This window comes from Streptomyces bambusae, assembly GCF_020532645.1.
Lineage (GTDB): Bacteria > Actinomycetota > Actinomycetes > Streptomycetales > Streptomycetaceae > Streptomyces > Streptomyces bambusae.
Map to the genome: position 1 here is coordinate 1 of NZ_JAJAUZ010000073.1, position 22,538 is coordinate 22,538.

Below are 22,538 nucleotides of genomic sequence, written 5' to 3' on the forward strand. Positions count from 1 at the left end.
GTTACGGTGCGGGGCTTTTCTGCGTTTACGGTGCTTTAGGGTGACCTCCATGCGCTATGACCTGGTGATTTTCGACAACGACGGGGTGCTCGTGGACAGCGAGCCCCTGGCGAATCGGATCCTGGCGGCCTACCTGACCGAATTGGGCTTCCCGACCAGCTACGAGGACTCACTCCGGGACTACATGGGCTCCGCGGTCCACCGCGTCCACGACCTTGTCCACGAGCGGACGGGGCGCCGGCTACCGGAGGAGTTCAACCGGACGCTGCTGGAGCGTACCGTCGCAGGTTTCGAGGAGGACCTCGAGCCGGTCGAAGGAATCGTCGACGTGTTGCGTGCGCTGCGGGAGCAGGGGCTGCCGTACTGCGTGGCGTCCTCTTCCGGGCACGCGCGGATCCGGGCCGGACACCGGGCGGCCGGCATCGGGGAGTGGTTCGACGACGCCTGCATCTTCAGCGCCGAGGACGTCGGCCGGGGCAAGCCCGCACCGGACCTGTTCCTGCACGCCGCACGGGAGATGGGCGTGATGCCCGAGCGGTGCATCGTCATCGAGGACAGCCCGTTGGGCGTGGAGGCCGCCGTCGCCGCCGGCATGGACGTCCTCGGCTTCACCGCCATGACCCCTGCTGACCGGCTGTCCGCGGCCGGCGGCGTGTTCGGCGCCATGAAGGAGCTGCGGCAGCTCCTGGATGCGGCACGGCAGGCCTGACCCGGTCGCGGGTCACGCTTCGTACGGGAGCAGGCGGCTGCGGGCGGCGGCGAGGCTGATGCCGAGGCCGGTGGCCACCCGTTCCGCGGTCACCTCGTCCTGGCCGAGGTAGCGGGTCGCGGCCCGGGAGACGCGGGCGGCGGTGCGTTCCAGGGTGGCGGCGGCGCGGAGGGCCGCGAGGGGGCCCGTGTCCGCCAGGGCTTCGAGTTCGGTGTCCACCCGGCGGAGGAGTTCCGCCACGTGCTCCGGCAGGGGGACGGTCCGGGCCTCGACCTCGGCGATGTGGTGGCGCCAGTCGCCGAGCGGGCCCTCGATGTCGACGGAGAACGGCGGCAGGGCGCTCTGCGCGACCTGCCGCCAGTCGATCGCGTACTGGTCGGCGCCGCGCCAGCCGCAGGAGCAGCCGGCCCGCACGGCTGCCGCCCGGGGAGTGCCGTCGGTGCCGTCGAAGTCCCACCAGTCGGTGCCGGTGGGGCCGTCCCGCCGGTCCGCCGGGTCGGGGAGGAACGGCTTCGGTTCGCTGCCGTCCGCCAGCACGGCCACCGGCCGGCCGTCGTGCTCGTCGGTGAACTCGCTGCTCTGCCACATGCCGCACCCCTCGTGTCCCGGACCTGTGCCGCGTCGTTCCCGTCTTCGACGATGCCGTACACCGCGTCCCGGGCGGGCCGCTTTCCGGAGAAAGGGCCGGTTCCCGGGAAGCCGGTGCCGACACCGGCGGGTCACCACCAGTAGGACGGGTACCGGGGCGCGGCGCGGCGGATGCGGGAGGCTGCGTAGCCCGTCAGGACCAGGAGCACCGTGGAGGCGAAGAGGAGGGGAGCGAAGCGGGCCGGGTCCGGGGTCTGGAGGACGATGATCACGGCGGTGGCGCAGGCCGGCGAGTGCGGGGTGCGGGCCGCCATGTTCAGGGCCAGGGTCAGACCGGCCGCGAGGGCCGCGGCCCACGCCGTGCTGCCGAGGCCCGCGAGGACGGCGAAACCGGTGGCCATGCCGATCAGGTGCCCCAGGATCACACTGCGCGGCTGGGCCAGGGGTAGCGTCGGGGCGCTGTGCACCAGGGCGGCGCTGGCGGCCAGCGGGGGGATCAGCACCGGCTCGTGGATCATCGCGCCGATCCCGACCAGGCCGAGGAGGACGGTCGTCGCGGCGCTGATGCTGTGGAAGGCCGCGGCGGCCGTGGGGCGCGCGGGGGCCTTGCCCGCCGGTGCAGGGGGTGGCGTGACGGTGCGGGTGGGTGGGGGCGTGTCGGGCGACGCGGGGTGCGGTATCGGGGCCGCTTCGGTGTGCATGTGCGGTCTGTTTCCGGGGCGGGCGGCCGCAGGGGCCGCGGGGCAGGACGGGCGGAGAGCGGGGACGGCCGCACCCGGATGACCCTATCCGCCCGATTTCCACCGGTCGCAACCGGGTCGGTGAAAACCGTACGACCTGCCGGGCGGGGGCGGCGCGCCGTGCTGCTCAGGCGGTCCGGGCCGCGCGCCGGATCGCGGCGAGGGCGCGTTCGACGTCCTCGTCGGTCGTGGACCAGTTGCTGACCGAGATGCGCATGACGCGGCGGCCCCGCCACTGGGAGCCGCTGATCCACACCGTGCCGTCGTCCATCAGGCGGGTGAGGACCCGCTCGGTGCGCTCGTCGTCTTCGAACGCGGCGCAGACCTGGGTGAACACGACGTCGTTGAGGACGGTGGCACCGTCGATCGCGGCGATGCCCTCGGCGAACGCACAAGCGTGCCGGCACAGCCGGTCGACGAGGTCGGCCACCCCCGAGCGGCCCAGCGAGCGGAGTGCGGCCCAGACCGGGACGGCCCGGCCGCGGCGGGAGAGCTCGGGCACCTTGTCGGAGGGGTCGCCCTGCTCGTGCAGGATGAGGTAGTCGCCGTGCAGGCCCATCGAGGCCCGGACCGCCGACGGGTCGCGGACGATCGCGAGGCCGCAGTCGTACGGGACGTTGAGGGTCTTGTGGGCGTCCGTCGCCCAGGAGTCCGCGGCGGCACAGCCCGCCGTCAGGTGGGCGTGGGCGGGCGAGGCGGCGGCCCACAGCCCGAACGCGCCGTCGACGTGCACCCACGCGTCCGCCTCGCGCGCCGCTCGTACCGCCGCCGGGAACGGGTCGAAGGCGCCGGAGTGGATCTCGCCGGCCTGGAGGACCACGAGCGTCGGGGCCGGTTGGCCGTCCGCGAGGGCCCGCGCCAGCGCGTCGGGGTCGATCCGGCCCTGCGCGTCCGCAGGCACCAACTGCGGCTCGCCGAGGCCGAGGTGGCGCAGCGGCAGGTCCACGGCCATGTGCCGTTGCTCGCCGGCCAGGACGCGTACGGCGGGACCGCCCGCGAGACCGGCGCGGGCGGTGTCCCAGCCGGCCTTGCGGAGCACCGCGTCGCGGCCGGCGGCCAGGCAGGTGAAGTTCGCCGTGGTGGCGCCGGTGGTGAATCCGACGGAGCTGCCGTCCGGGAGGCCGAGGATGTCCAGCAGCCAGGGGCCGGCCACCTCCTCCACCGCCGCGTACGCGGGGGAGGCGGCGCGCAGCACGCAGTTCTGGTCCCACGCGCTCACCAGCCAGTCGGCGGCGAGGGCCGCGGGTTCGGTGCCGCCGATCACGAATCCGTAGAAGCGGCCGCCGGGGAACGCCGTCAGTCCCGGTTCGCAGGCCGAGGCCAGGAGGTCGACGACCGCGGCCGGATCGCCGGGACCGTCTGGCAGTTCCGGGCCGAGGGCGCGTACCACCTCCTCGACGGAGGCGCGGGCCGGCACCCGCCGGTCGGCCAGGCTCGCCAGCCAGCCGAGGGCGTGCCCGTACGCCTGTCGGAGCGCCGCCTCGCGCGCGTCCATAGTCGGACTATGCGACGGGTGCCGGACCCGCGCAAGGCAGGGGGCTCAGTCCACGAGGACGCCGGGGTTGAGGATGCCGTACGGGTCGAGGGCGCTCTTCACCGCGCGCAGGGCGAGGGCGAAGGGTTCGGGGCGCTGGCGGTCGTAGCCGGGGCGGTGGTCACGGCCGACGGCGTGGTGGTGGGTGATGGTGGCCCGGTGGCGGTGCAGGACCTCGTTCGCGACGGCCTTGAGGTCGTCCCAGAGGGCTGCGCCGTCGCCGGGGCGGCCGGCCGCGAGGACCGTGAAGTACGGGGCGGCACCGTCCGGATAGACGTGGGTCAGGCGGCAGTTGACGGTTGCGGCGTGCCCGGTGGCCTTGAGCGCGGCGGCGCCGACCTCGGTACGGATGTCCGTGATCAGCGCGGGTATCCGGTCCCAGGTGGCGGCCGTCTCGAAGGTCTCCGCGACCGCGCCCATGCGGACCAGGCCGTCGCGCAGGTACGGCATCCGCAGGAAGGCCGACCGCCAGGCCCCCACCGCCCCGTCACCGGACCGGTCCTCGCCGTCCGTGGCGCCGGATCCGCCGAGCCGCCCGCCGTACCCGCGGGCCAGTCCGACCGCCCGCTCCAGGCGGGCCGCCACCGGCTCGTCCGCCGACTCGAAACCGAGGACGAGGACGGCGGACCCGTCGTGCGAGGCGCCCGAGAGTGCGGCCTCGCCGCCGTCCAGGAGACGGCAGTTGGCGGGGGACAGGTCGGACTGGGCGAGGGCGCGGACGGCGCGCAGTGCGGCGTCGAAGTCCGTGAACGCGACGGCTGCGGACGCCTTGTGGCGCGGGCGCTCCTGCAGCCGGACCCACGCCTCCGTGATCACGCCGAGGGCTCCTTCGGAGCCGAGGAACAGGCGGTCGGGGGAGGGGCCGGCGCCCGACGCGGGCAGCCGCCAGGAGGTGCTGGTGCCGGCGGGAGTGACCACGGTCATCGACTGCACGAAGTCGTCGATGTGGGTGCGGCCGGTCGCGTAGTGGCCCCCGGCCCGGGTGGCGAGCCAGCCGCCCAGGGTGGAGAACTCGAAGCTCTGCGGGAAGTGCCGCAGGGTCAGGCCGTGCGGCCGCAGCTGGTCCTCCAGGCTCGGGCCGAGGGTGCCGGCCTGGATCCTGGCGGCCCGCCCCGCGGTGTCGACCTCCAGGACCCGGTCCATGGCGGTCAGGTCGAGCGAGAGCACCGCGCGGTGGGCGTCGCCGCGGTACTCGATGCCGCCGGTCACGGAGGAGCCGCCGCCGTACGGGACGACCGCCACCTGCCGGCCGCCCGCCCAGTCCAGCAGGTCGGCGACGTCCCGGTCCGTCACCGGGCGGGCCACCAGGTCCGGTATCCGGCCCGGCCGCCCGTGCAGGGCGCGCACCACGTCCCGGTACGCCTTGCCCATCGCGTGGGCGGCCCGGTCGGCGGGGTCGGCGGACACCAGGTGTCCGAGGGTCCAGGGGACCCCGACGGCGGGGGCGCCGATGCCGAGGTCCCGGATCCCGGGCACCGGGAGGGGGCGGTCGAGGGTGCCGGGGAGGAGGGCGCCCATCGCGGTGCACTCCGCGTCGTCGGGGTGCGCGTCCATCCAGCCCCAGCCCCACCAGGAGCGGGTGCGGGACGTCGGCCGAGTGGTGCCGGTCATGGGGGCGCTCCAGAAGTCGCAGTAATTTACCTGACGGTAAATTACCTACTGATAATATCGCTGAATGGCAACCCCTTCGAAGGCAGGAACCAAGGGCGTCCCGCGCGAAGTCCGCCGGCAGCAGCTGCTGGAGGCGGCCACCGCGGAGTTCGGCACCCGTGGCTACGCGGCTGCCTCGCTGCCGGCCATCGCCGCGCGGGTGGGCGTCACCAAGACGCTCCTGCACCAGTACTTCGGAACCAAGGAGGACCTGTACGTCGCCTGCCTGGTTCCGGTGGGGGACACCCTGCTGGCGGCCATCCGGAGCGCGATGGGTCCGGACGCGGCCGCACCGCACACCCCGCTGCGCGTGCTGGACGGCATCTTCGCCGCGCTCGAAGGGCGGCGGGAGTCCTGGTTCGTGCTGTACGACCCCTCGCTGCCGCCGGGCGGGGAGGCCGCGGGGAGGGCCGCGGAGTACCGGAGCGCCATCGACCGGCTCGCCGCCGGCGGCACCGCCGACGTGCTGCGCGCCACGGGGTCGGCCGACCCGCTGGACGCGGATGCGCTCAACCACGTCTGGCAGGACCTCGTCGCCACCCTCGTCCGCTGGTGGGTCAAGCACCCGGAGCAGACCCCGCAGGCCATGACCGAGCGGTGCAGCCGGCTCTTCGCGGCGGCGGCCCTGCTGGTGCCCGGCACCCCATAAGTCTTGCTTATGGGGTCATAAAGGCAACCTGGGTGCCTGCTTAGGTTAGCCTTAGTTTAGGGTTTCCTTGATCGCGTCTTACCGTTCGAAGGGAATCCTCCATGCCCCGCCCCCTGCGCGTAGCCATCGTCGGTGCCGGTCCCGCCGGGATCTACGCCGCCGATGCGCTGCTCAAGTCCGAGGCGGCCGCCGAACCGGGGGTGTCCATCGACATCTTCGAGCGGATGCCGGCGCCCTTCGGACTCATCCGCTACGGCGTCGCCCCCGACCACCCGCGGATCAAGGGCATCATCACCGCCCTGCACCAGGTGCTCGACAAGCCGCAGGTCCGCCTCTTCGGCAACGTCGACTACCCCACCGACATCACCCTCGACGATCTGCACGCCCTCTACGACGCGGTGATCTTCTCCACCGGCGCCACCGCCGACCGGGCGCTCGACATACCCGGCATCGGCCTGGACGGATCGTACGGCGCGGCCGACTTCGTCTCCTGGTACGACGGCCACCCCGACGTGCCGCGCACCTGGCCGCTCGACGCGGAGAAGGTCGCGGTGCTCGGCGTCGGCAACGTCGCCCTCGACGTCGCGCGCATCCTCGCGAAGACCGCGGACGAGCTGCTGCCCACCGAGATCCCGGCCAACGTCTACGACGGCCTCAAGGCCAACAAGGCGCTGGAGATCCACGTGTTCGGCCGCCGCGGCCCGGCGCAGGCCAAGTTCAGCCCGATGGAGCTGCGCGAACTCGACCACTCGCCCAGCATCGAGGTCATCGTCAACCCCGAGGACATCGACTACGACGAGGGCTCCATCGCCACCCGCCGCTCCAACAAGCAGGCCGACATGGTCGCCAAGACGCTGGAGAACTGGGCGATCCGCGACATCGGCGACCGCCCGCACAAGCTGTTCCTGCACTTCTTCGAGTCGCCCGCCGAAGTCGTCGGCGAGGACGGCCGGGTGACCGGCCTGCGCACCGAGCGCACCGCGCTCGACGGCACCGGCAACGTCAAGGGCACCGGCGAGTTCACCACCTGGGACGTCCAGTCGGTCTACCGCGCCGTGGGCTACCTCTCCGACGAACTCCCCAAGCTGCCCTGGGACGTCGAGTCCGGCACCGTCCCCGACGAGGGCGGCCGGGTCGTCGAGGCCGGGCGGCCGGTGCCCTCGACGTACGTCACCGGCTGGATCCGGCGCGGCCCGATCGGTCTCATCGGCCACACCAAGGGCGACGCGAACGAGACGGTGGCCAACCTGCTCGCCGACCACGCCGAGGGTCGGCTCCTGACCCCGTCCACGCCCGCCCCGGAGGCCGTCGACGCGTTCCTCGCCGACCGCGGCGTCCGCTACACCACGTGGGAGGGCTGGTACCGCCTCGACGCGGCCGAGAAGGCCCTCGGCGAGCCCCAGGGCCGGGAGCGCGTGAAGATCGTCGAGCGCGCGGACATGCTGCGGGCCAGCGGCGTGACCGGCATCGCCGACGGGTCCGCCGCCGCGGAGTAGTCCGTACGCCGCTCCGGACCGCCCCGGTGCCCCGCCCGCTCCCTGCGGGTGGGGCACCGGGGCGGTCCGGAGCACCGGGGCCCGTCTTCCTGATCGGGCCCGGGTCAGACCGCGGCTCCCGCGGCGGTCGCCGGCCGGGCTTCGAGGCGGGTGATCCGGCGGCGGCGGGTCGGCAGGCCGGCCGTCGGGTTGGCGACGCCCCAGGTCGCGCCCTTGCAGATCAGCTCCTTGTACAGGGCGGCGACACGGCCCGTCAGCGCCCGGTCGACGGCCTGGTCGTCGGCGGTGACGAACTGGATCAGGCCCTCCTTGCGGCCGAGCGAAATGCACTGCTGGAAGTAGCGGATGGGAGTGCGGGGGACCTTGACGCCGGCGAGCCGGGCGGCGATGGCGTCGGCGGCCTGCCAGGCCATCGGGACGCCCGAGGCGCAGGACATCCGCAGCGGCTTGTCGCCCGGGCCGACCGCCATCGCCGCGTCGCCCACCGCGTAGACGTCCGGGTGGGACAGCGAGCGCATCGTGTCGTCGACCGCGATCCGGCCGTCCTCCGACAGCTCCAGCCCGGTGGCCGCGGCGATCGGGTGCACGGCGAAGCCGGTGGTCCACACCGTGGCGTCGGCGGGGATGACGGCGCCGTCGGCGGTGGTGATCCGGTCCGCCGCGACCTCGGTGACCGCCGCGTGCTCGTGGACGGTGATGCCGAGCCGGCCGGCCACCGTGCGCAGGTGCCCACGGCCCTTCTCCGAGAGCCAGTCGCCGAGGCCGCCGCGCACGGCCAGCGCCACGTCCAGGTCCGGGCGGGCCTCGGCGATCTCGGTCGCGGCCTCCAGGCCGGTGAGGCCGCCGCCGACGACGACCACGGGCCGGCCGGCCGGCAGGGCGGCGAGACGGGCGCGGAGCCGGAGCGCACCGGCCCGGCCCGACACGTCGTGGGCGTGCTCGGCGACGCCGGGTACACCGCCGTTGTCCCAGCTGCTGCCGAGGGCGTAGACGAGGGTGTCGTACGGCAGCTCCGCCGGACCGGCCGTGCCGCCGGCGGTGACGGTCACGGCCTTGCGGTCGGCGTGGACGGCGGTGACCCGGCCCTGCACCAGCTCGACGCCGGTGCCCGCGAACATCTCGCGGAAGGGCCGGGGCGGGAGGTCCTGACCGGCCGCGAGCTGGTGCATCCGGACCCGCTCCACGAAGTCGGACTCCGGGTTGACCAGGGTGATGGCCACGTCCTCGCGGTGCAGCCGCCGCGCGAGGCGGCCGGCGGCGACGGCACCGGTGTAGCCGGCTCCGAGGACGACGATGCGGTGCTGGTGCTGGGACATGTCCGTGCTCCTGTCTGCTCGGGATCCGCCGCTGTTCTGCGCGGTCTCGACCCTTGAACCGGACGGCCCCGGGTTTCCTGACAGGATCCGGATGTGACCCGCGTCACGCCTCGTTCAGAGGGTGCAGAGCGGGCCCTCCGGGTGCTCCGCCGCAGCCCAGACCTCGGTCGCCCGGGTCAGCTTGTCCGGGTTGACCTGGCTGCGGAGCGCGACGATGCCCTCCGGGGTGACCTCAAGGCAGGTGATCCCGACGACCCGGCCGTCCACGACCGCCACGATCGCCGGCCCGCCGTTGGCGGTCGCCGCGTACATGCCCGGCACCCCGCCGACGAGGCGCCGCTTGGCCTCGGCGGGCTTGAACAGGCCGCGCAGGAACGTCGCGACCGCGACCGCGCCCTCGAACGCCCGCGCACGGGCCGGAACCTTGCCGCCGCCGTCGCCGGCCGCGATCGCGTCGGCGGTGAGCAGCCGGATGAGCGGCTCGGTGCGGCCGCTGGTGGCCGCGGCGATGAACTCCTCGACGATCCGGCGGGCCGCCGCCTCGTCGATCTCCGTACGCGCCTTGCCGTCCGCCACGTGCTTCTTGGCGCGGTGGAAGATCTGCTGGCTGGCGGCCTCGCTGATGTCCAGGATCCCGGCGATCTCCCGGTGCGGGTAGTCGAACGCCTCGCGCAGCACGTACACCGCGCGCTCGTTGGGCGAGAGGCGCTCCAGGAGCACGAGCACGGCGTACGAGACCGACTCGCGCTGCTCGGCGGTGTCGGCCGGGCCGAGCATGGGGTCGCCGTCGAGCAGCGGCTCCGGCAGCCACCGGCCCACGTAGGTCTCGCGCCGGGCGCGGGCCGAAGTCAGCTGGTTGAGGCAGTAGTTGGTGAGGACCTTGGTCAGCCAGGCCGCGGGCACCTCGATCCGTCCGGTGTCGGCCGCCTGCCACCGCAGGAACGTTTCCTGGACCGCGTCCTCCGCCTCGCTCGACGACCCGAGCAGCCGGTAGCCGATGGCCTCCAGCCGGGGCCTGGCCGCTTCGAACACGTCGGTGTCATTCATGATCATCCCCATGGCGGCCATCCTAGGGCCTGGGCCCTGCGCCCCGGCGGGCGCAGGCGTGCGGAGCCTGCGCCCGCCGGGATGCCACGGGGGTGTGCGTCAGCAGGGGACCACGAAGTCCTGGGTGACCGGGTTCGGGTACCAGGGGAACGTGGCCACGGAGAAGGTGCCGCGGACGGTTGCGCCGCAGGACGCGGTGCTGGTCACGCCGCGCACCTCGACGGGCGAGGCGATGAAGACGACCCGGTTGTTCTGGGTCTGCGGCGCGCTCACGCCGACGACCTCCGAAGTCAGGGTGGTCATCAGGTCCTTGGGCGAGGGCGCCGGGCTGCCCGGGGAGGGCGGGCCGGCCAGGGAGACCTTGCCGTAGACCTCGACGGTGGTGCCGGTGATGTCGGCGCACACCTTGGTGGACAGGCCCGCCTGGAGGCGCGACGGGCTGCAGGTGGTGACGGTCTCGGACGCGCCGGAGGCAGCGGCGGTGGCGGCGCCGGCGGGGGCGATCGCTAAGGCGGACAGACCGGCCACACCGGCTGCGACGAGGGCGAGACGCTTCATGTAGGGCTCCTTGCCGAACGGAACGCCGTCCGGGCTTCTCCCGGACGGGTCATGCCATGTGATATTTCACGTGGCATTGGAATAGTAGATGATCAGGAGCTGAACGTCTCCCGGTCGCCGGATGGCGTTCGCGGGACGGGCGTTGACCTGCGCCGATCTCCTCGGCCACCGGCCCGGACGGCAGTCCGGTCCGCGGGCCGGGTGCGCGTCAGTCCACCGGCCAGGTGTGCACCGGTGCGTTCATGTGCATGAACTCCATGTACTGGCAGGTCATCTGACGGAGCGTCTCGTGCCGGTCGCGGTGCACCCGGTCGTCCAGGTGGTGCAGCATCTCCGACTGCCAGGTGGCGCCGTTGCGGCCGGTGACGCAGCGCTGCTCGATCACGCCGAGTAGCGGCTCGCGCCACACGTCGTCCATGCCGGCCGCGGCCAGCCCGCGGTGCGCCAGCGGCAGCAGCCGCCGCAGGACGAGCTCGGTCGCCGGCACCTCGCCCATGCCCGGCCAGTACAGCGCGGCGTCGATGCCGTGCCGGGCGGCCGTGTGCAGGTTCTCCTCCGCGGCGGAGAACGACATCCGGGACCAGACCGGGCGCTCCTCGTCGACGAGCGCCCGGGTCAGGCCGTAGTAGAACGCGCCGTTGGCGAGGATGTCGGCCACGGTCGGCCCGGCGGGCAGGACCCGGTTCTCCACCCGCAGGTGCGGCTTGCCGTGGGCGACGGCGTACACGGGGCGGTTCCACCGGTACACCGTGCCGTTGTGGAGGGCCAGTTCGGCGAGCTCCGGGACGTCCCCCGCCTCCAGGGTCTCCTGCGGGTCCTCGTCCTCGCAGAGCGGCAGCAGGGCGGGGAAGTACCGCTGGTTCTCCTCGAAGAGGTCGAACACGCTGGTGATCCACCGCTCCCCGAACCACACCCTGGGCCGCACTCCCTGCACCTTGAATTCCTCCGGCCGGGTGTCCGTGGTCTGCTCGAACAGCGGAATCCGGGTCTCGCGCCACAGCTCCTTGCCGAACAGGAACGGCGAGTTCGCGGCGAGCGCGACCTGTACGCCGGCGATGGCCTGCGCGGCGTTCCAGTACGGGGCGAAGTCCTCGGGCGCGACCTGGAGGTGGAACTGCGTACTCGTGCAGGCGGCCTCCGGGGTGATCGTGTCGGCGTACGTGCGCAGCCGTTCGGTGCCGTCCAGGGCGATCCGCAGGTCCTCGCCGCGGGCCGCGAACACCTGCTCGTTGAGCAGGCGGTAGCGCGGGTTCTCGGAGAGGGCGTGCTCGCCCACGTCCTGCTGCTGGAGCGTCGGCAGGATGCCGACCATCATCAGGTGGGCGCCGACCTCGGCGGCCCGGCCCTCCGCGTGGTTGAGGGCGTCGCGGATCTCCCGCTCCCACGCATCGGGGCCGCCCTCGGTCAGCCGCCGCGGCGGGATGTTGATCTCCAGGTTGAAGCGGCCGAGCTCGGTGGACCAGGCCGGGTCGGCGATGGCGGCCAGGACGTCGGTGTTGCGCATCGCCGGCTCGCCCGCCGCGTCGACCAGGTTCAGCTCGATCTCCAGTCCCACCTGCGGCCGCTCCGCGTCGAAGCGCGACTCGCGCAGCATCCGGGCCAGTGCGTCCAGGCACGTCTGCGTCTTGTTCCGGTAGCGGCGCCGGTCCTCGCGGGTGAACACCAGCGCCGGGACATCCCGTCCCATCGGACCTCCCGAGCCCCCGGGGCGCGGCTCCGGGCGCGTGTCGGCTTCGTCCTCCCCTCTCAGCGTCCCACGCCACGGGCCGCGCCGCCCGCGCCGGCGGCACGGGACGGCCTACGCTCGGAGCACGCGGGCGCCCCCGGGCCGAGGCCCGGCCGGGACGGGCGCGCGCGCCGGTGCCCGCACGGGAAAGGGAGGCGCCATGTGCCGCTGGCTCGCCTACTACGGGACCCCGGTCCTGCTCGACGACGTCCTGTACCGGCCCGAGCACTCGCTGATCGACCAGAGCCTCCACTCGAAGCTCGGTGTGGAGACCACCAACGGGGACGGCTTCGGCGTGGGCTGGTACAGCCCGGACGACCACGGCGAGCCTGCCGTCGTACGCGACATCGGCCCGGCGTGGAACAACCGGAACCTGCGCGAGATCGCCGCGCACGTCCGCTCCCCGCTGTTCTTCGCCCACGTCCGGGCCTCCACGGGCACCGCGGTCCAGCAGACCAACTGCCACCCGTTCCGGCACGGGCGCTGGATGTGGATGCACAACGGCGCGATCACCGACTTCCACCGGCTGCGCCGTGACCTGTGCATGGCCGTGGACCCGGCGCTCTTCGCGTCCATCGAGGGCTCCACCGACTCCGAGGTGATGTTCTACCTCGCCGTGACCTTCGGCCTGGACCAGGACGTGCCGGGCGCGGTGGCACGGATGGCCGGGTTCGTGGAGCGGCTCGGCAAGGAGCACGGCGTCGAGCACCCGCTGCAGATGACCATCGCCGTCTCCGACGGCGAACGGCTGTGGGCGTTCCGCTACTCCAGCCAGCGCCGGTCCCGCTCGCTCTTCTACAGCACCCGGATCAACCAGGTCCGCGAGCTGCACCCGGACCTCGCGTTCCTGCGCGGCGTCACCGACAGCACCCGGCTGGTCGTCTCGGAACCCCTGGGCGACCTGCCGGGCGTGTGGAACGAGCTGCCGGAGAGCACGTACGTCGTCTGCCCGTCGGAAGAGGACCACCTGCCGTTCTGGCCCGAACCGGCCTGAGCGGGCCACGGCCGGCGCCGCCGTCCGTGGCCCGCGCCGGACCAGCCGGTCAGAAGCGGACCGGCAGGGCGAGCAGACCCCGGGCCCGGACCGAAGGCCGCCAGCGGAGGGCTTCGCGCGGGACGTCCAGGGCCAGGCCGGGGAACCGGCGTACCAGGGCGGCCACCGCGATCTGCGTCTCCAGACGGGCCAGCGGGGCGCCCACGCAGTGGTGGATGCCGTGCCCGAGGGCCAGATGGCCGCCGTCCCGGCGGTCCAGGTCGAGCCGGTCCGGATCGGCGAAGCGGGCGGGATCGCGGTTGGCCGACGCCGTCGACAGCATGACGGTCTCCCCGGCCGGGATCCGCACCCCGCCGACCTCGACGTCCTCGACCGGGAAACGGCGGATGGCGAGCAGCACCGGACCGTCGTACCGGGCGAACTCCTCCACCGCGGCGCCGATCCGCGCCGGCTCGGCCCGCAGGGCGGCCAGCTGACCGGGATGGTCCAGCAGCGCCAGCACGGCGGTCCCGATGAGCTGCACCGTGTTCTCGTAGCCGGCGAACAGGATGAGGAACGCCAGCGAGGTCAGCTCGTCCTCGGTCAGCCGGTCCCCGCCGTCGTGCACCTGCACCAGGCCGGTCAGCAGGTCCTCCCCGGGCGCGCGCCGCTTGTCGGCGATCAGCCGGGGGAAGTACCCGAGCATCGCCGCCACCGCGGCCTTGGCCGCGCCCGGGTCGGCCGGGTCCGGGGTGACCAGCGCGTCCGTCCAGGCCCGGAAATCGGGGCGGTTGTCCTCCGGCACGCCCAGCAGGTCGCAGATGACGGTGATCGGCAGCGGGGCCGCGTAGTCGGCGATCAGGTCGGCGCGGCCGTGGCCGGCCACCTCGTCCAGCAGCCGGTCCGCCAGGGACTCGATGCCGGGGCGCATCCGCTCGACCCGGGCCGGTGTGAACGCCTTGACGACGAGGCGCCGGATGCGGGTGTGGTCCGGCGGGTCCATGTTCAGGAGGTTGGCGTCGAGGGCCGGGGGCAGCGAGAAGCCGCGGTAGTTGCCGGGGAGCCCGTGCGCCTTGTCCAGGGAGAGGCGCGGGTCGGCCAGCAGCTGCCGGACGTCCGCGTACCGGGTGACGACCCAGACGGGCAGACCGTCCGGACCGGTGATCCGGTGCACGGGGCCGGCCTCCCGGAGGCGGGCGTAGCTGCCGTGGGGGTCGTGCACAAGGGCGGCGGCGGGGTCGGCCGGCGGAGCGGACGGGGTGGAGGACGCAGTTTCCATGATCGCCAGATTAGGCCGGACGGGCGGGCACCGGGCGGCCCGCCCGGTGCCCGTGGCCGGAAGCGCGCCGGAGCGGGTCGGGTGGTGCGCCCCGCCCGCTCCGGCGGCTGCCGGTGACGCAACGTCAGCCGATGTGGTACGAGTCGCCGTAGACCTTCCAGTCGAGCGGCGGGTCGAGGTCGAGGTTGCCCTTGCGGAGGAAGACCCGCTGGGCGGTGTCCACGCGGCTGGTGTCGCTGTGCGCCTCCTCCTGCTTCATGGCCCAGACCCGGGCGTCGAGGAACGCGTTCAGCCAGGTGGTCTCGTTGCCGCCCTGGGCCGGCGGCTTCGCCTTGGCCAGCGCCCGCTTGCGGATGTTGCGGAAGCTCGTCGCGTCGCTGCCGTCGCCGTGCATCACGAGGGCGTCGTAGTACGTGAACTGCCCCAGGGTGCCGACGCCGTCCGCCTTGCCCTGCTTGACGCCCGGGTTGAAGTAGACGCGGTCGCGCTCGTCGTTCTGGGCCTGCTGGAAGACCCGGTCGGCGGCTGCCTTCTTCCAGTCGCGGGTGAAGTTCGGGTCCAGTCCGGCGTGGGAGTCGGAGCCGTCCACCCGGCGCAGCGCCGGCAGGTACTTGGCGAGGACGTTCCCGGGCTTGCGCTCGGTGTACAGCTCGACGAGGTCGAGCATGTCGCCGGTGCCGGAACAGAATCCGATGATGCCGGCCGTGTAGCCGCGGCCGTCGTCTATGTCCTCGATGTACTTGTACTGGGCCTTCCAGTCGAGCGAGGAGTTCTCGGCGCTGGAGACCAGCTGCATCGCGATCTCCTTCTTGGCCGGATCGTCCAGGCCCGTCGCCGCCCGGGCCCGCGGGGCGGCGGCCGACGGGCCGTCCGGAGAGGCCGGGACGTCCGCCGCGTGCACGGCGACGGGCACGGCGAGGGCGGCCGAGGCCAGCAGCGCGGCGGCGGCGAGACGGGTACGGCGGGAGGGGGCGGAGTGGCGGTGGCGCGTGGGCACGTGACCTCCAGGGGAGCGGGGAGCCCGAGCTGTTAGGAAACTTTCCTATCAGGATGGGGGGCTTCCGTACAGACCCCGGGCCCGCCATGGCGCGAACCGACCGGGGCGGCGTGTTCCACGCCGGATCCGGGGCCGGGGGCGAGAATGCGGCATGGACGCAGACCACGGCCGCCCGGCGGACGCCGACCGCTCCGCAGCGCACCCCGCCCCCGCGGACCGGCCCGGCGGCGCGGAACCCGGGAGCGCGCCGGGCCCCGAAGGCGCGCTCTGCCTCGTCACCGGGGCCAGCGGCTACATCGGCGGCCGCCTCGTGCCCGAACTCCTCGACGCCGGCCACCGCGTGCGCTGCCTCGCCCGTACCCCCGCCCACCTGCGCGACCACCCGTGGGCCGGCCGGGTCGAGACGGTCCGCGGCGACGTCACCGACGCGGCGAGCCTGCGGTCCGCGCTGCGCGGCGTGGCGGTCGCGTACTACCTCGTGCACTCCATGAACTCCGGCCCCGGCTTCGAGCGCACCGACCGCCGCGCCGCCGAGACCTTCGCCGCCGAGGCCCGCGCGGCCGGCGTGCGCCGCATCGTCTACCTCGGCGGGCTCGCCCCCGCGGACGTCCCCGAGGAACACCTCTCACCGCACCTGCGCTCCCGCGCCGAGGTCGGCCGGATCCTGCTCGCCTCCGGGGTCCCGACCACCGTGCTGCGGGCCGCCGTCGTCATCGGCTCCGGTTCGGCCTCGTTCGAGATGCTGCGCTACCTCACCGAGCGGCTGCCCGTGATGGTCACGCCCAGCTGGGTGTCCACGCGCGTCCAGCCCATCGCCGTCCGCGACGTGCTGCGCTACCTCGTCGGCAGCGCCCGCATGCCCGACCACGTCAGCCGCACCTTCGACATCGGGGGACCGGACGTCCTCAACTACCGCGCCATGATGCTCCGGTACGCCGCCGTCGCCGGGCTGCCCCGGCGCCTGGTGCTGCCCGTGCCCATGCTCACGCCGGGCCTCTCCAGCCACTGGATCGGCCTGGTCACCCCGGTCCCGCGCAGCCTGGCCCGGCCGCTCGCCGAGTCGCTGCGCCACGAGGTCGTGTGCACCGAACACGACATCGCCGCCTGGGTCCCCGACGGGCCGGGCGCCCCGCTGCCGTTCGACGAGGCGCTGCGGCTGGCGCTGCGCCGGGTGGGAGAGGCCGACGTCGCCACCCGCTGGTCGTCCGCCGCCCTGCCCGGCGCCCCCAGCGATCCGCTGCCCACCGATCCCGACTGGGCCGGAGGCAGCCTCTACGAGGACAGCCGCGAGCGGGAGGTGGCCGCCGGGCCCGCCGACCTGTGGCGGGTGATCGAGGGCATCGGCGGCGAGAACGGCTGGTACTCCTTCCCGCTCGCCTGGGCCGTCCGCGGCTGGCTCGACCGGCTCGTCGGCGGCGTGGGCCTGCGCCGCGGCCGCCGGGACGCGGCCCGGCTGCGGGTCGGGGACTCCCTGGACTTCTGGCGGGTCGAGGAGGTCGAACCGGGCCGGCTGCTGCGCCTGCGCGCCGAGATGCGGCTGCCGGGACTGGCCTGGCTGGAGATGTACGCGGAACCCACCGCCGACGGCCGTGCCCGCTACCGCCAGCGCGCCCTCTTCCACCCGCGCGGCCTCGCCGGCCAGCTCTACTGGTGGAGCGTGTCACCCTTCCACGCCGTCGTCTTCGGCGGCATGGCCCGCCGCATCAGCAGGACCGCCGAGCAGGCCGCCGCCGCGTCGCGCGCGAGGTAGAGGAGCGGACCGGCGTGAGACGGGGTCGGGACACAGCCGGACTCCATCTCTCCGCTTCCCTGGATAGGGTCGTCCCTGTCCGCACGGGGGCGCCGCCACCCACCCCGGCCCGAGTACGCCCCCAGGGAGCACGACCATGCCCGCCGTTCCCCTCTACATGTACATGGCCGCCCGAGCCCTGGCCTTCGCCGTCGGCGCCGGTCTGGTCCTGTCCGCCTCGCTGATCGTCTCCACGCACGCCGGCGGGGACGCCCCGGACCGGCCGCTCCCGGACACCCTGTCCGCCGCCGGCGCCGCCGCGGGCATCGTCACCACGGTGCTGCTCCTGATCTTCCTGGTCTCCGGGGTCCTGCACCTGCGCGCACTGCGCGCGGCCGGCATCCCGGTGGACCGCAGCACGGTCGCCGCCGGCCACGACGCGGAGCTGCGCGTGCCCGCGGACCCGCAGGCCGCGTTCCGGGCCGCCCGGAGCGCGCTCAAGGCGCTCCCCGACACGAAGATCCGCCAAGAGGACCGCGCCGCGCAGAAGCTGCGCGCGGTCCGGCGGGCCCCCGCCCACCGCGGCTTCGCCCAGATCGTCACCGTCGAGGTCGCCCCCGCGGCCGCCGGATCCCTGGTTCGCGTCTCCTCGCGGGCCGCGTTCCGCCTGGCCGTCTTCGACATGGGGCGCGCCCGGATCACCGTCGCGGAATTCGGCGCGGAACTGCTCGATCGTACGGCGGACTGACCCGGGGCGTCCGCGATGCGCGTCGGCAACGGGTCCGTCCGCACGGGGTGGTGGTCGGCACCCCGTCCGGTGTCCGCGGCCGGCTCCGGAACCGGCCGCGGACACCGGACAGGGTTGCCGCCTGGGCCCGCCATGATCTTCCCGCCGAGTCACCTGCCCAGTCAATCCTGGGGTTTCCTTGCCCAACCCCAAGCTCTGCCTTGGGTAGTGGTCTACCGTGGTGCGGTGACCTTGGACGATCTCCGGGTGTTCGTGGCCGTGTGCCGGACCGGCAGCCTCAGCGGCGTGGCCCGGGACCTGGGCTGCACGCAGTCGGCCGTGAGCCAGCACGTCAAACGGCTGGAGAAGGAGACCGGCATCGGCCTGCTGGAGCGCCGCCCGCGCGGGGTGGTGCCCACTGCGGCCGGCCGCATCTTGCACGAGGCGGCCGCCGACGGGATCGGCGGCCTGGACCGCGCCCTGGACCGGCTCCGCGACCTGGCCGACGGCACCGGCGGCACCGTCCGCGTCGGCACCGGGGGCGCGACCGTCCGGCACTTCATGGCCGAGGCCATCGTCGCCTTCCGGCGCAACCGCCCCGGAGTCAGCCTGGAGTTCCGTACCGAGACCTCCAGCCGCCGCTGCTTCGACGCCCTCCTCGCCGGCACCCTCGACCTGGCCTGGATCACCATCGGCCCGCCCGTGCCCGGCATCGAACAGCACCCGGTGGTCGACCTGCCGTGGGTGCTGGCCGTCCGCACCGGCGACCCGCTCGCCGCCCGGCCCACCGTCGCCGCCGCGGACCTCGCCGGCCTCCGCCTCGTCCGGCTGCCGCCCAACTCGATCTCCGGCGCCCGGCTGGACGCCGCCCTCGCCGGGCTGGGCGTACGCGTCGGATCGGACACCAGCGTCGCGGACTGGGACACCGCGCTGCTGCTCGCCGAGCTCGGCCTCGGCCACACCGTCGTCCCCGCCGTCCCCGGACTGGGGGCCGCCGGGGACGGGCCGCTGCGGTTCGTCCCCGTGCCCGACCTGCCGCCGCTGCCCGTCGGCTGGGCCGTCCGCAGCCGGGACGCCCTCACCCCGCCCGCCCGGGCTTTCGCGGAGACGGTCGCGGAGCGCTGCACCGGGCGGGCTGCCGCAGGGGTGCCGGACACCGCCGCCCGACAGGAGGCGGGGCAGGCCGTGATCACGTGGCGCCGGGTCACCGAAGCGGACTTCCCGCTGCTGGGGAACTGGCTGGCGCAGCCGCACGTGGCGCGCTGGTGGCACCACGACCCGTCCCCCGAGGCGGTGCAGCGGGACTTCGGCCCGGCGGCCCGCGGCCTGGAGCCCTCGGAGGACCTCCTGGTGCTGCTCGACGGCGAACCCGTCGGCCTGGTCCAGCGCTGCCGGTTCGCCGACTACCCCGGCTACCGGGACGAACTCGCCGCCGCCGGGGTCGACGTACCGGACGGGGCGGTCACCGTCGACTACCTGATCGGCGACCCCGCCGCCACCGGCCGGGGCCTCGGCACGCGGATCATCCGGGCGGTCGTCGCGGCCACCTGGGCCGACCACCCGGACGCCCCCGCGGTCGTCGTCCCCGTGCACGCCGCGAACCGGGGCTCCTGGCGGGCCCTGGAGAAGGCGGGCCTGCACCGCACCGGCGAGGCGCAGCTGGACCCCGACAACCCCGCCGACGACCGCACCCACTACGTCTACCGGGCCGACCGCCCGGCCCCGCGCTGACGGCCCGGCCCGCGCCTCACCGCAGGGTCTGCGTCAGCTCGCTGCGGGCCGCCGTGTGCACGAGCCGGCCGTACGCCCCGTTCACGACCGGCATGAACGGCGGCACGTGCCCGCACTCGACGTCGGCGATCAGAGGCACGCCCAGCGGGCCCAGCGCGTCCAGGACCGCCTCGTGCTGCGTCATGGACGGCGCGTCCGCCCCGGGGGCCCGGCCGACGATCACCGCGTTCGCCGCGTCGAAGAAGCCGGCCAGCCGCATGCCGTGCAGGTACCGGCAGATGGCCAGGGCGCCCTCGCCGCCGGCCTCGACGTACACCAGCAGCCCTTCCGGCGCGTGGGCGCGGGCGAAGGCGGCCGTGTCGAGGTAGCGGGAGCCGGTCAGGTTGCATAGCGTCTCGATGCAGCCGCCGATGAGCCGGCCCGCCACGTCCACGTCACCGCTGCCGTCCAGCCGGGTCCACGCGCCCGCGGCGTCGAGCGTCAGCTCCCGCACGCCGGGGACCGCGGCCCAGTCGTCCCAGCCGCCGGACCGGTAACGGCCGGGCGGGACCTGCGTGAACGGCTGCCCCTGCTCGGCCGTGACGACGTCCAGCCAGGACAGCAGCCCGTCCGGCACCAGGTACGGGGTGTCCATGAGGTTGTTGCCGTGGACGGTCGCCGTCCCCGTGAGCAGGGTCAGCGGCGTGAGCAGCGTCGAGGTGTCGGAGTATCCGACCAGCCAGGTCGGCTCGGCGTCGCGCAGCCGGTCCCAGTCCAGCAGCGGCAGCAGGTCGATCGCCGTCTCCCCGCCCCAGGGCGGGACGACCGCCCGGACGGCGGGATCGAGCAGCATCTCGGTCAGTTCGTCGGCACGCTCCCGGGCGGGCGCGCTGACGTGACCGGAGCCGTCCATGCAGCGGCCGACCACCACGTCGAAACCACGGGCCTCCACGGTGGCGACGCCCACCTTGAAGCGTTCGAGGAGGTGCTCGGGGACCCCACTGGAGGGGGAGGTGACACCGATGCGGTCACCGGGACGAAGGGGGCGCGGGTATCGAATGGACATACGGGCGATCTTGGCACGGCAGGGTGAGGGTCCGGCACCGGGTTTCCGCCGGGCGGCGGGCGGTGGTCCTGCGCGCCGGCCGGTGCCGGGGCGCCGGTGCCGAAACCCGTTGCCGGGCAAGGCCGTTGGCGTACTACGCTCACCATGTGGCGCACGTACTCCTGTTCGGTTTCGTGGTGCCCCTCACGGCGGTGCTGTGCGGGGTGCTGCTGTGGCGCCGCCGCGCCGACGCCCGGGCCCGGCAGCGGGCCGGACTGCGGGACGACCCGCTGGTGGTGGACCCGTACCACCTCGCCCACGGCACGGCCTGGCCCCGGGACGACGTCCAGGCCGCCGCGGCCCAGCTGGTGCGCGACGGACTGGTCCGGGTCAACCACCGCGGCACCCTCATCCTGACCCCCGCCGGACGGGACCCCGCCCGCACCGCCGGCCACCCCTTGCCCGACGGCCTCCTGAAAGCCCTGCGCAGCCGCACCGCCGGCGCCCCGCTGGGGGCACTGCTGCTGTACGACGCCGAGTACGCGGAGGTCCGGCGCGCGTTCCACGCGGCCTGGCAGGCCCGGCTGGAGGCCCGCCGGCCGCCGGAGCCGCGGCAGATCGGCTGCCTGGGGGTGTGCGGCATGGTGGGGGTGTTCGTCCTGATGACCGTCGAGATGCTCGCCTTCTTCGACCGGATCCTGACCGAACCCCTGGTCGCGGTGGTGCTGGCCGCCGTCTTCGCCGGACAGTTCGCCTGGGTGGCCCAGTACCGCGACGAACCGGAGCCGGTGCCGCACTGGTCCGAGCGGCCGCTGCACCCTGCCCTGGCCGCGCTGGACCGGGAGACGTACGGGTACCTGTTCAGCAGCCGGCAGCGCATCCGCCGCACCCGCAACCGCGGGCGGCCGCGCAGCCGGCGGGCCTCCGCACAGCCCTGACCTGGTCCGACGTGCCGTGTCGGGTTGGCGGGCGACCCACCGTACATCCCATAGGATCGCCGGATGAGCGAGATCCTGCCCCCCTGCCCCGAATGTTCCGGCGCCTACACGTACGAGATGGGTGCTCTCCTGGTCTGCCCCGAGTGCGGGCACGAGTGGACCGCCGCCGGTGCGGCCGGGGCGGAGGCCGGTGAGCCCGGCGAAAAGGTGATCAAGGACGCGGTCGGGAACGTGCTGTCCGACGGGGACACCGTCACCGTGATCAAGGCGCTCAAGGTCAAGGGCAGCCCGTCCGGGATCAAGGCCGGCACCAAGGTGCGGAACATCCGCCTGGTCGACGGCGTCGACGGCCACGACATCGACTGCCGGCTCGAGGGCTTCGGCAACATGCAGCTCAAGTCCAGCGTGGTGAAGAAGGCGTAACGCCCCCGCACCGGCCGTCCGGGCAGGACCGGGTGGGGGCGCCGGGGCACCCCCACCCGTGCTGCACCCCCGCTATGCCGCCGCCCCGGGGAACACCGCGAGCGGCGCGTCCTGCCGGAAGAAGGTCTTCGCCCGGGCCAGGGCGCGCTCGTCGCCCAGGACCTGGCCCGGGCGGGATCCGTTGCCCAGCAGTACACCGCCGAAGTGCATCCGCAGGTACGCCGCCGTGTGGTGGAGGGTGGTGACCAGCCCGTCCGCCCGCACCTCGTCGGCGTCCGCCATCACCGTCACGCCCCACAGCGTGCCGCCGGCCGACCGCTGCTTGAACTCGGAACCCGGCGCCGACAGCCAGCCCGACCAGTAGTCCAGGTAGCGCTTGGTCTGCGCGGACACCGTGTACCAGTAGAGCGGGGACACCAGGACGATGTCCGTGGCTCCCTCCGTGGCCTCCCGGAGATCCCGCTCCGCATCCGTGGCCGGCGCTCCGTCGGTCTCGTGCCGCCCGTCCCGGAAGTCCGGCAGCTCCAGCGCGTTGAGGTCCACCCAGCGCTGCCGCACCCCGGCGGGCAACTGCTCGGCGGCCGCCCGGGCGAGGAGCTCCGAATTCCCGTCGGCACGCGAACTGCCCACGACGAAGAGGAAAGAACGGCCGTCCGACGTCTGTGTCTTCGTGTCCAAGGTCATGAACGCTTGCAACCTCCTCC

General features: G+C 74.1%; 20 protein-coding genes and 2 pseudogenes. 10 read left to right on the forward strand and 12 right to left on the reverse strand.

The features are described from left to right. The first annotated feature begins 49 nt into the window (after positions 1-49). Positions 50-709, forward strand: coding sequence for an HAD family hydrolase (locus tag LG634_RS32265; RefSeq protein ID WP_226739167.1), 660 nt, complete (start codon positions 50-52; stop codon positions 707-709). Positions 710-721: 12 nt separating this feature from the next. Here LG634_RS32265 and LG634_RS32270 read toward each other — a convergent pair whose 3' ends face one another. From LG634_RS32270 to LG634_RS32285, 4 genes are all read right to left on the reverse strand, one after another. Continuing rightward, positions 722-1,297 carry a hypothetical protein gene (locus tag LG634_RS32270; protein WP_226739169.1) on the reverse strand — a complete coding sequence of 192 codons (576 nt, stop codon included), beginning with the start codon at positions 1,295-1,297 and terminating at the stop codon, positions 722-724. 131 nt (positions 1,298-1,428) lie between these two features. Then, positions 1,429-1,998 carry an HPP family protein gene (locus LG634_RS32275; RefSeq protein WP_226739171.1) on the reverse strand — a complete coding sequence of 190 codons (570 nt, stop codon included), beginning with the start codon at positions 1,996-1,998 and terminating at the stop codon, positions 1,429-1,431. Between the two features lie 166 nt (positions 1,999-2,164). Then, positions 2,165-3,532, reverse strand: a complete 1,368-nt coding sequence (locus LG634_RS32280) for a pyridoxal phosphate-dependent decarboxylase family protein (protein WP_226739173.1) — start codon at positions 3,530-3,532, stop codon at positions 2,165-2,167. Between the two features lie 45 nt (positions 3,533-3,577). Continuing rightward, entirely contained in the window at positions 3,578-5,182 is a 1,605-nt protein-coding gene (locus LG634_RS32285) for an FAD-binding oxidoreductase (RefSeq protein WP_226739175.1), read from the reverse strand. Positions 5,183-5,246: 64 nt separating this feature from the next. Here LG634_RS32285 and LG634_RS32290 point away from each other — a divergent pair, with 64 nt between their 5' ends. Further along, complete coding sequence (locus LG634_RS32290; protein WP_226739177.1) at positions 5,247-5,870, forward strand: TetR/AcrR family transcriptional regulator; 624 nt, start codon at positions 5,247-5,249, stop codon at positions 5,868-5,870. Between the two features lie 101 nt (positions 5,871-5,971). After that, positions 5,972-7,366, forward strand: coding sequence for an FAD-dependent oxidoreductase (locus LG634_RS32295; RefSeq protein WP_226739179.1), 1,395 nt, complete (start codon positions 5,972-5,974; stop codon positions 7,364-7,366). A gap of 104 nt (positions 7,367-7,470) precedes the next feature. On the opposite strand, the gene LG634_RS32300 is transcribed toward LG634_RS32295, so the two are convergent. The 4 genes from LG634_RS32300 to LG634_RS32315 all read right to left on the reverse strand — a co-directional run bounded on the left by LG634_RS32300 (position 7,471) and on the right by LG634_RS32315 (position 11,974). Beyond that, a complete protein-coding gene (locus LG634_RS32300) occupies positions 7,471-8,682 on the reverse strand; it encodes an NAD(P)/FAD-dependent oxidoreductase (protein WP_226739181.1) in 1,212 nt (403 codons plus the stop codon). Positions 8,683-8,796: 114 nt separating this feature from the next. Continuing rightward, positions 8,797-9,741 (reverse strand): RNA polymerase sigma factor SigJ, encoded by a 945-nt coding sequence (sigJ, locus tag LG634_RS32305; RefSeq protein ID WP_226739182.1) that lies wholly within the window; start codon positions 9,739-9,741, stop codon positions 8,797-8,799. A gap of 87 nt (positions 9,742-9,828) precedes the next feature. Further along, positions 9,829-10,287: a hypothetical protein gene (locus LG634_RS32310; protein WP_226739184.1), complete on the reverse strand. Its 459-nt coding sequence runs from the start codon at positions 10,285-10,287 to the stop codon at positions 9,829-9,831. A gap of 208 nt (positions 10,288-10,495) precedes the next feature. Beyond that, entirely contained in the window at positions 10,496-11,974 is a 1,479-nt protein-coding gene (locus tag LG634_RS32315; RefSeq protein ID WP_226739186.1) for a glutamate-cysteine ligase family protein, read from the reverse strand. A 199-nt stretch (positions 11,975-12,173) separates the two neighbouring features. Between LG634_RS32315 and LG634_RS32320 the strand changes: the two genes are divergently transcribed. After that, positions 12,174-13,007 carry a class II glutamine amidotransferase gene (locus LG634_RS32320; RefSeq protein WP_226739188.1) on the forward strand — a complete coding sequence of 278 codons (834 nt, stop codon included), beginning with the start codon at positions 12,174-12,176 and terminating at the stop codon, positions 13,005-13,007. A gap of 49 nt (positions 13,008-13,056) precedes the next feature. Here the strand turns inward: LG634_RS32320 and LG634_RS32325 are convergent, their stop codons facing one another. Further along, complete coding sequence (locus tag LG634_RS32325) at positions 13,057-14,265, reverse strand: cytochrome P450 family protein (RefSeq protein ID WP_226739189.1); 1,209 nt, start codon at positions 14,263-14,265, stop codon at positions 13,057-13,059. A 124-nt stretch (positions 14,266-14,389) separates the two neighbouring features. Continuing rightward, positions 14,390-15,262, reverse strand: coding sequence for a chitosanase (locus LG634_RS32330; protein WP_226739191.1), 873 nt, complete (start codon positions 15,260-15,262; stop codon positions 14,390-14,392). Positions 15,263-15,413: 151 nt separating this feature from the next. On the opposite strand from LG634_RS32330, the gene LG634_RS32335 reads away from it, so the two are divergent. The 4 genes and pseudogenes from LG634_RS32335 to LG634_RS32350 form a co-directional block, all read left to right on the forward strand. Further along, positions 15,414-17,012 (forward strand): SDR family oxidoreductase, encoded by a 1,599-nt coding sequence (locus tag LG634_RS32335; protein WP_226739193.1) that lies wholly within the window; start codon positions 15,414-15,416, stop codon positions 17,010-17,012. A 136-nt stretch (positions 17,013-17,148) separates the two neighbouring features. Continuing rightward, entirely contained in the window at positions 17,149-17,739 is a 591-nt protein-coding gene (locus LG634_RS32340; protein ID WP_226739195.1) for a hypothetical protein, read from the forward strand. 225 nt (positions 17,740-17,964) lie between these two features. Next, positions 17,965-18,849, forward strand: a pseudogene (locus LG634_RS32345) (LysR family transcriptional regulator); the annotation flags it as partial. A gap of 126 nt (positions 18,850-18,975) precedes the next feature. Continuing rightward, positions 18,976-19,449, forward strand: a pseudogene (locus LG634_RS32350) (GNAT family N-acetyltransferase); the annotation flags it as partial. Positions 19,450-19,465: 16 nt separating this feature from the next. Here the strand turns inward: LG634_RS32350 and LG634_RS32355 are convergent. Next, positions 19,466-20,494: a S66 family peptidase gene (locus LG634_RS32355; RefSeq protein WP_226739197.1), complete on the reverse strand. Its 1,029-nt coding sequence runs from the start codon at positions 20,492-20,494 to the stop codon at positions 19,466-19,468. Between the two features lie 146 nt (positions 20,495-20,640). Here LG634_RS32355 and LG634_RS32360 point away from each other — a divergent pair, with 146 nt between their 5' ends. Together LG634_RS32360 and LG634_RS32365 are read left to right on the forward strand one after the other, a co-directional pair. Continuing rightward, positions 20,641-21,411 carry a hypothetical protein gene (locus tag LG634_RS32360; protein WP_226739199.1) on the forward strand — a complete coding sequence of 257 codons (771 nt, stop codon included), beginning with the start codon at positions 20,641-20,643 and terminating at the stop codon, positions 21,409-21,411. A gap of 63 nt (positions 21,412-21,474) precedes the next feature. Then, complete coding sequence (locus LG634_RS32365; RefSeq protein ID WP_226739201.1) at positions 21,475-21,834, forward strand: zinc ribbon domain-containing protein YjdM; 360 nt, start codon at positions 21,475-21,477, stop codon at positions 21,832-21,834. A gap of 72 nt (positions 21,835-21,906) precedes the next feature. Here LG634_RS32365 and LG634_RS32370 read toward each other — a convergent pair whose 3' ends face one another. Next, entirely contained in the window at positions 21,907-22,518 is a 612-nt protein-coding gene (locus LG634_RS32370) for a flavodoxin family protein (RefSeq protein ID WP_226739203.1), read from the reverse strand. Between the last annotated feature and the right edge of the window lie 20 nt (positions 22,519-22,538).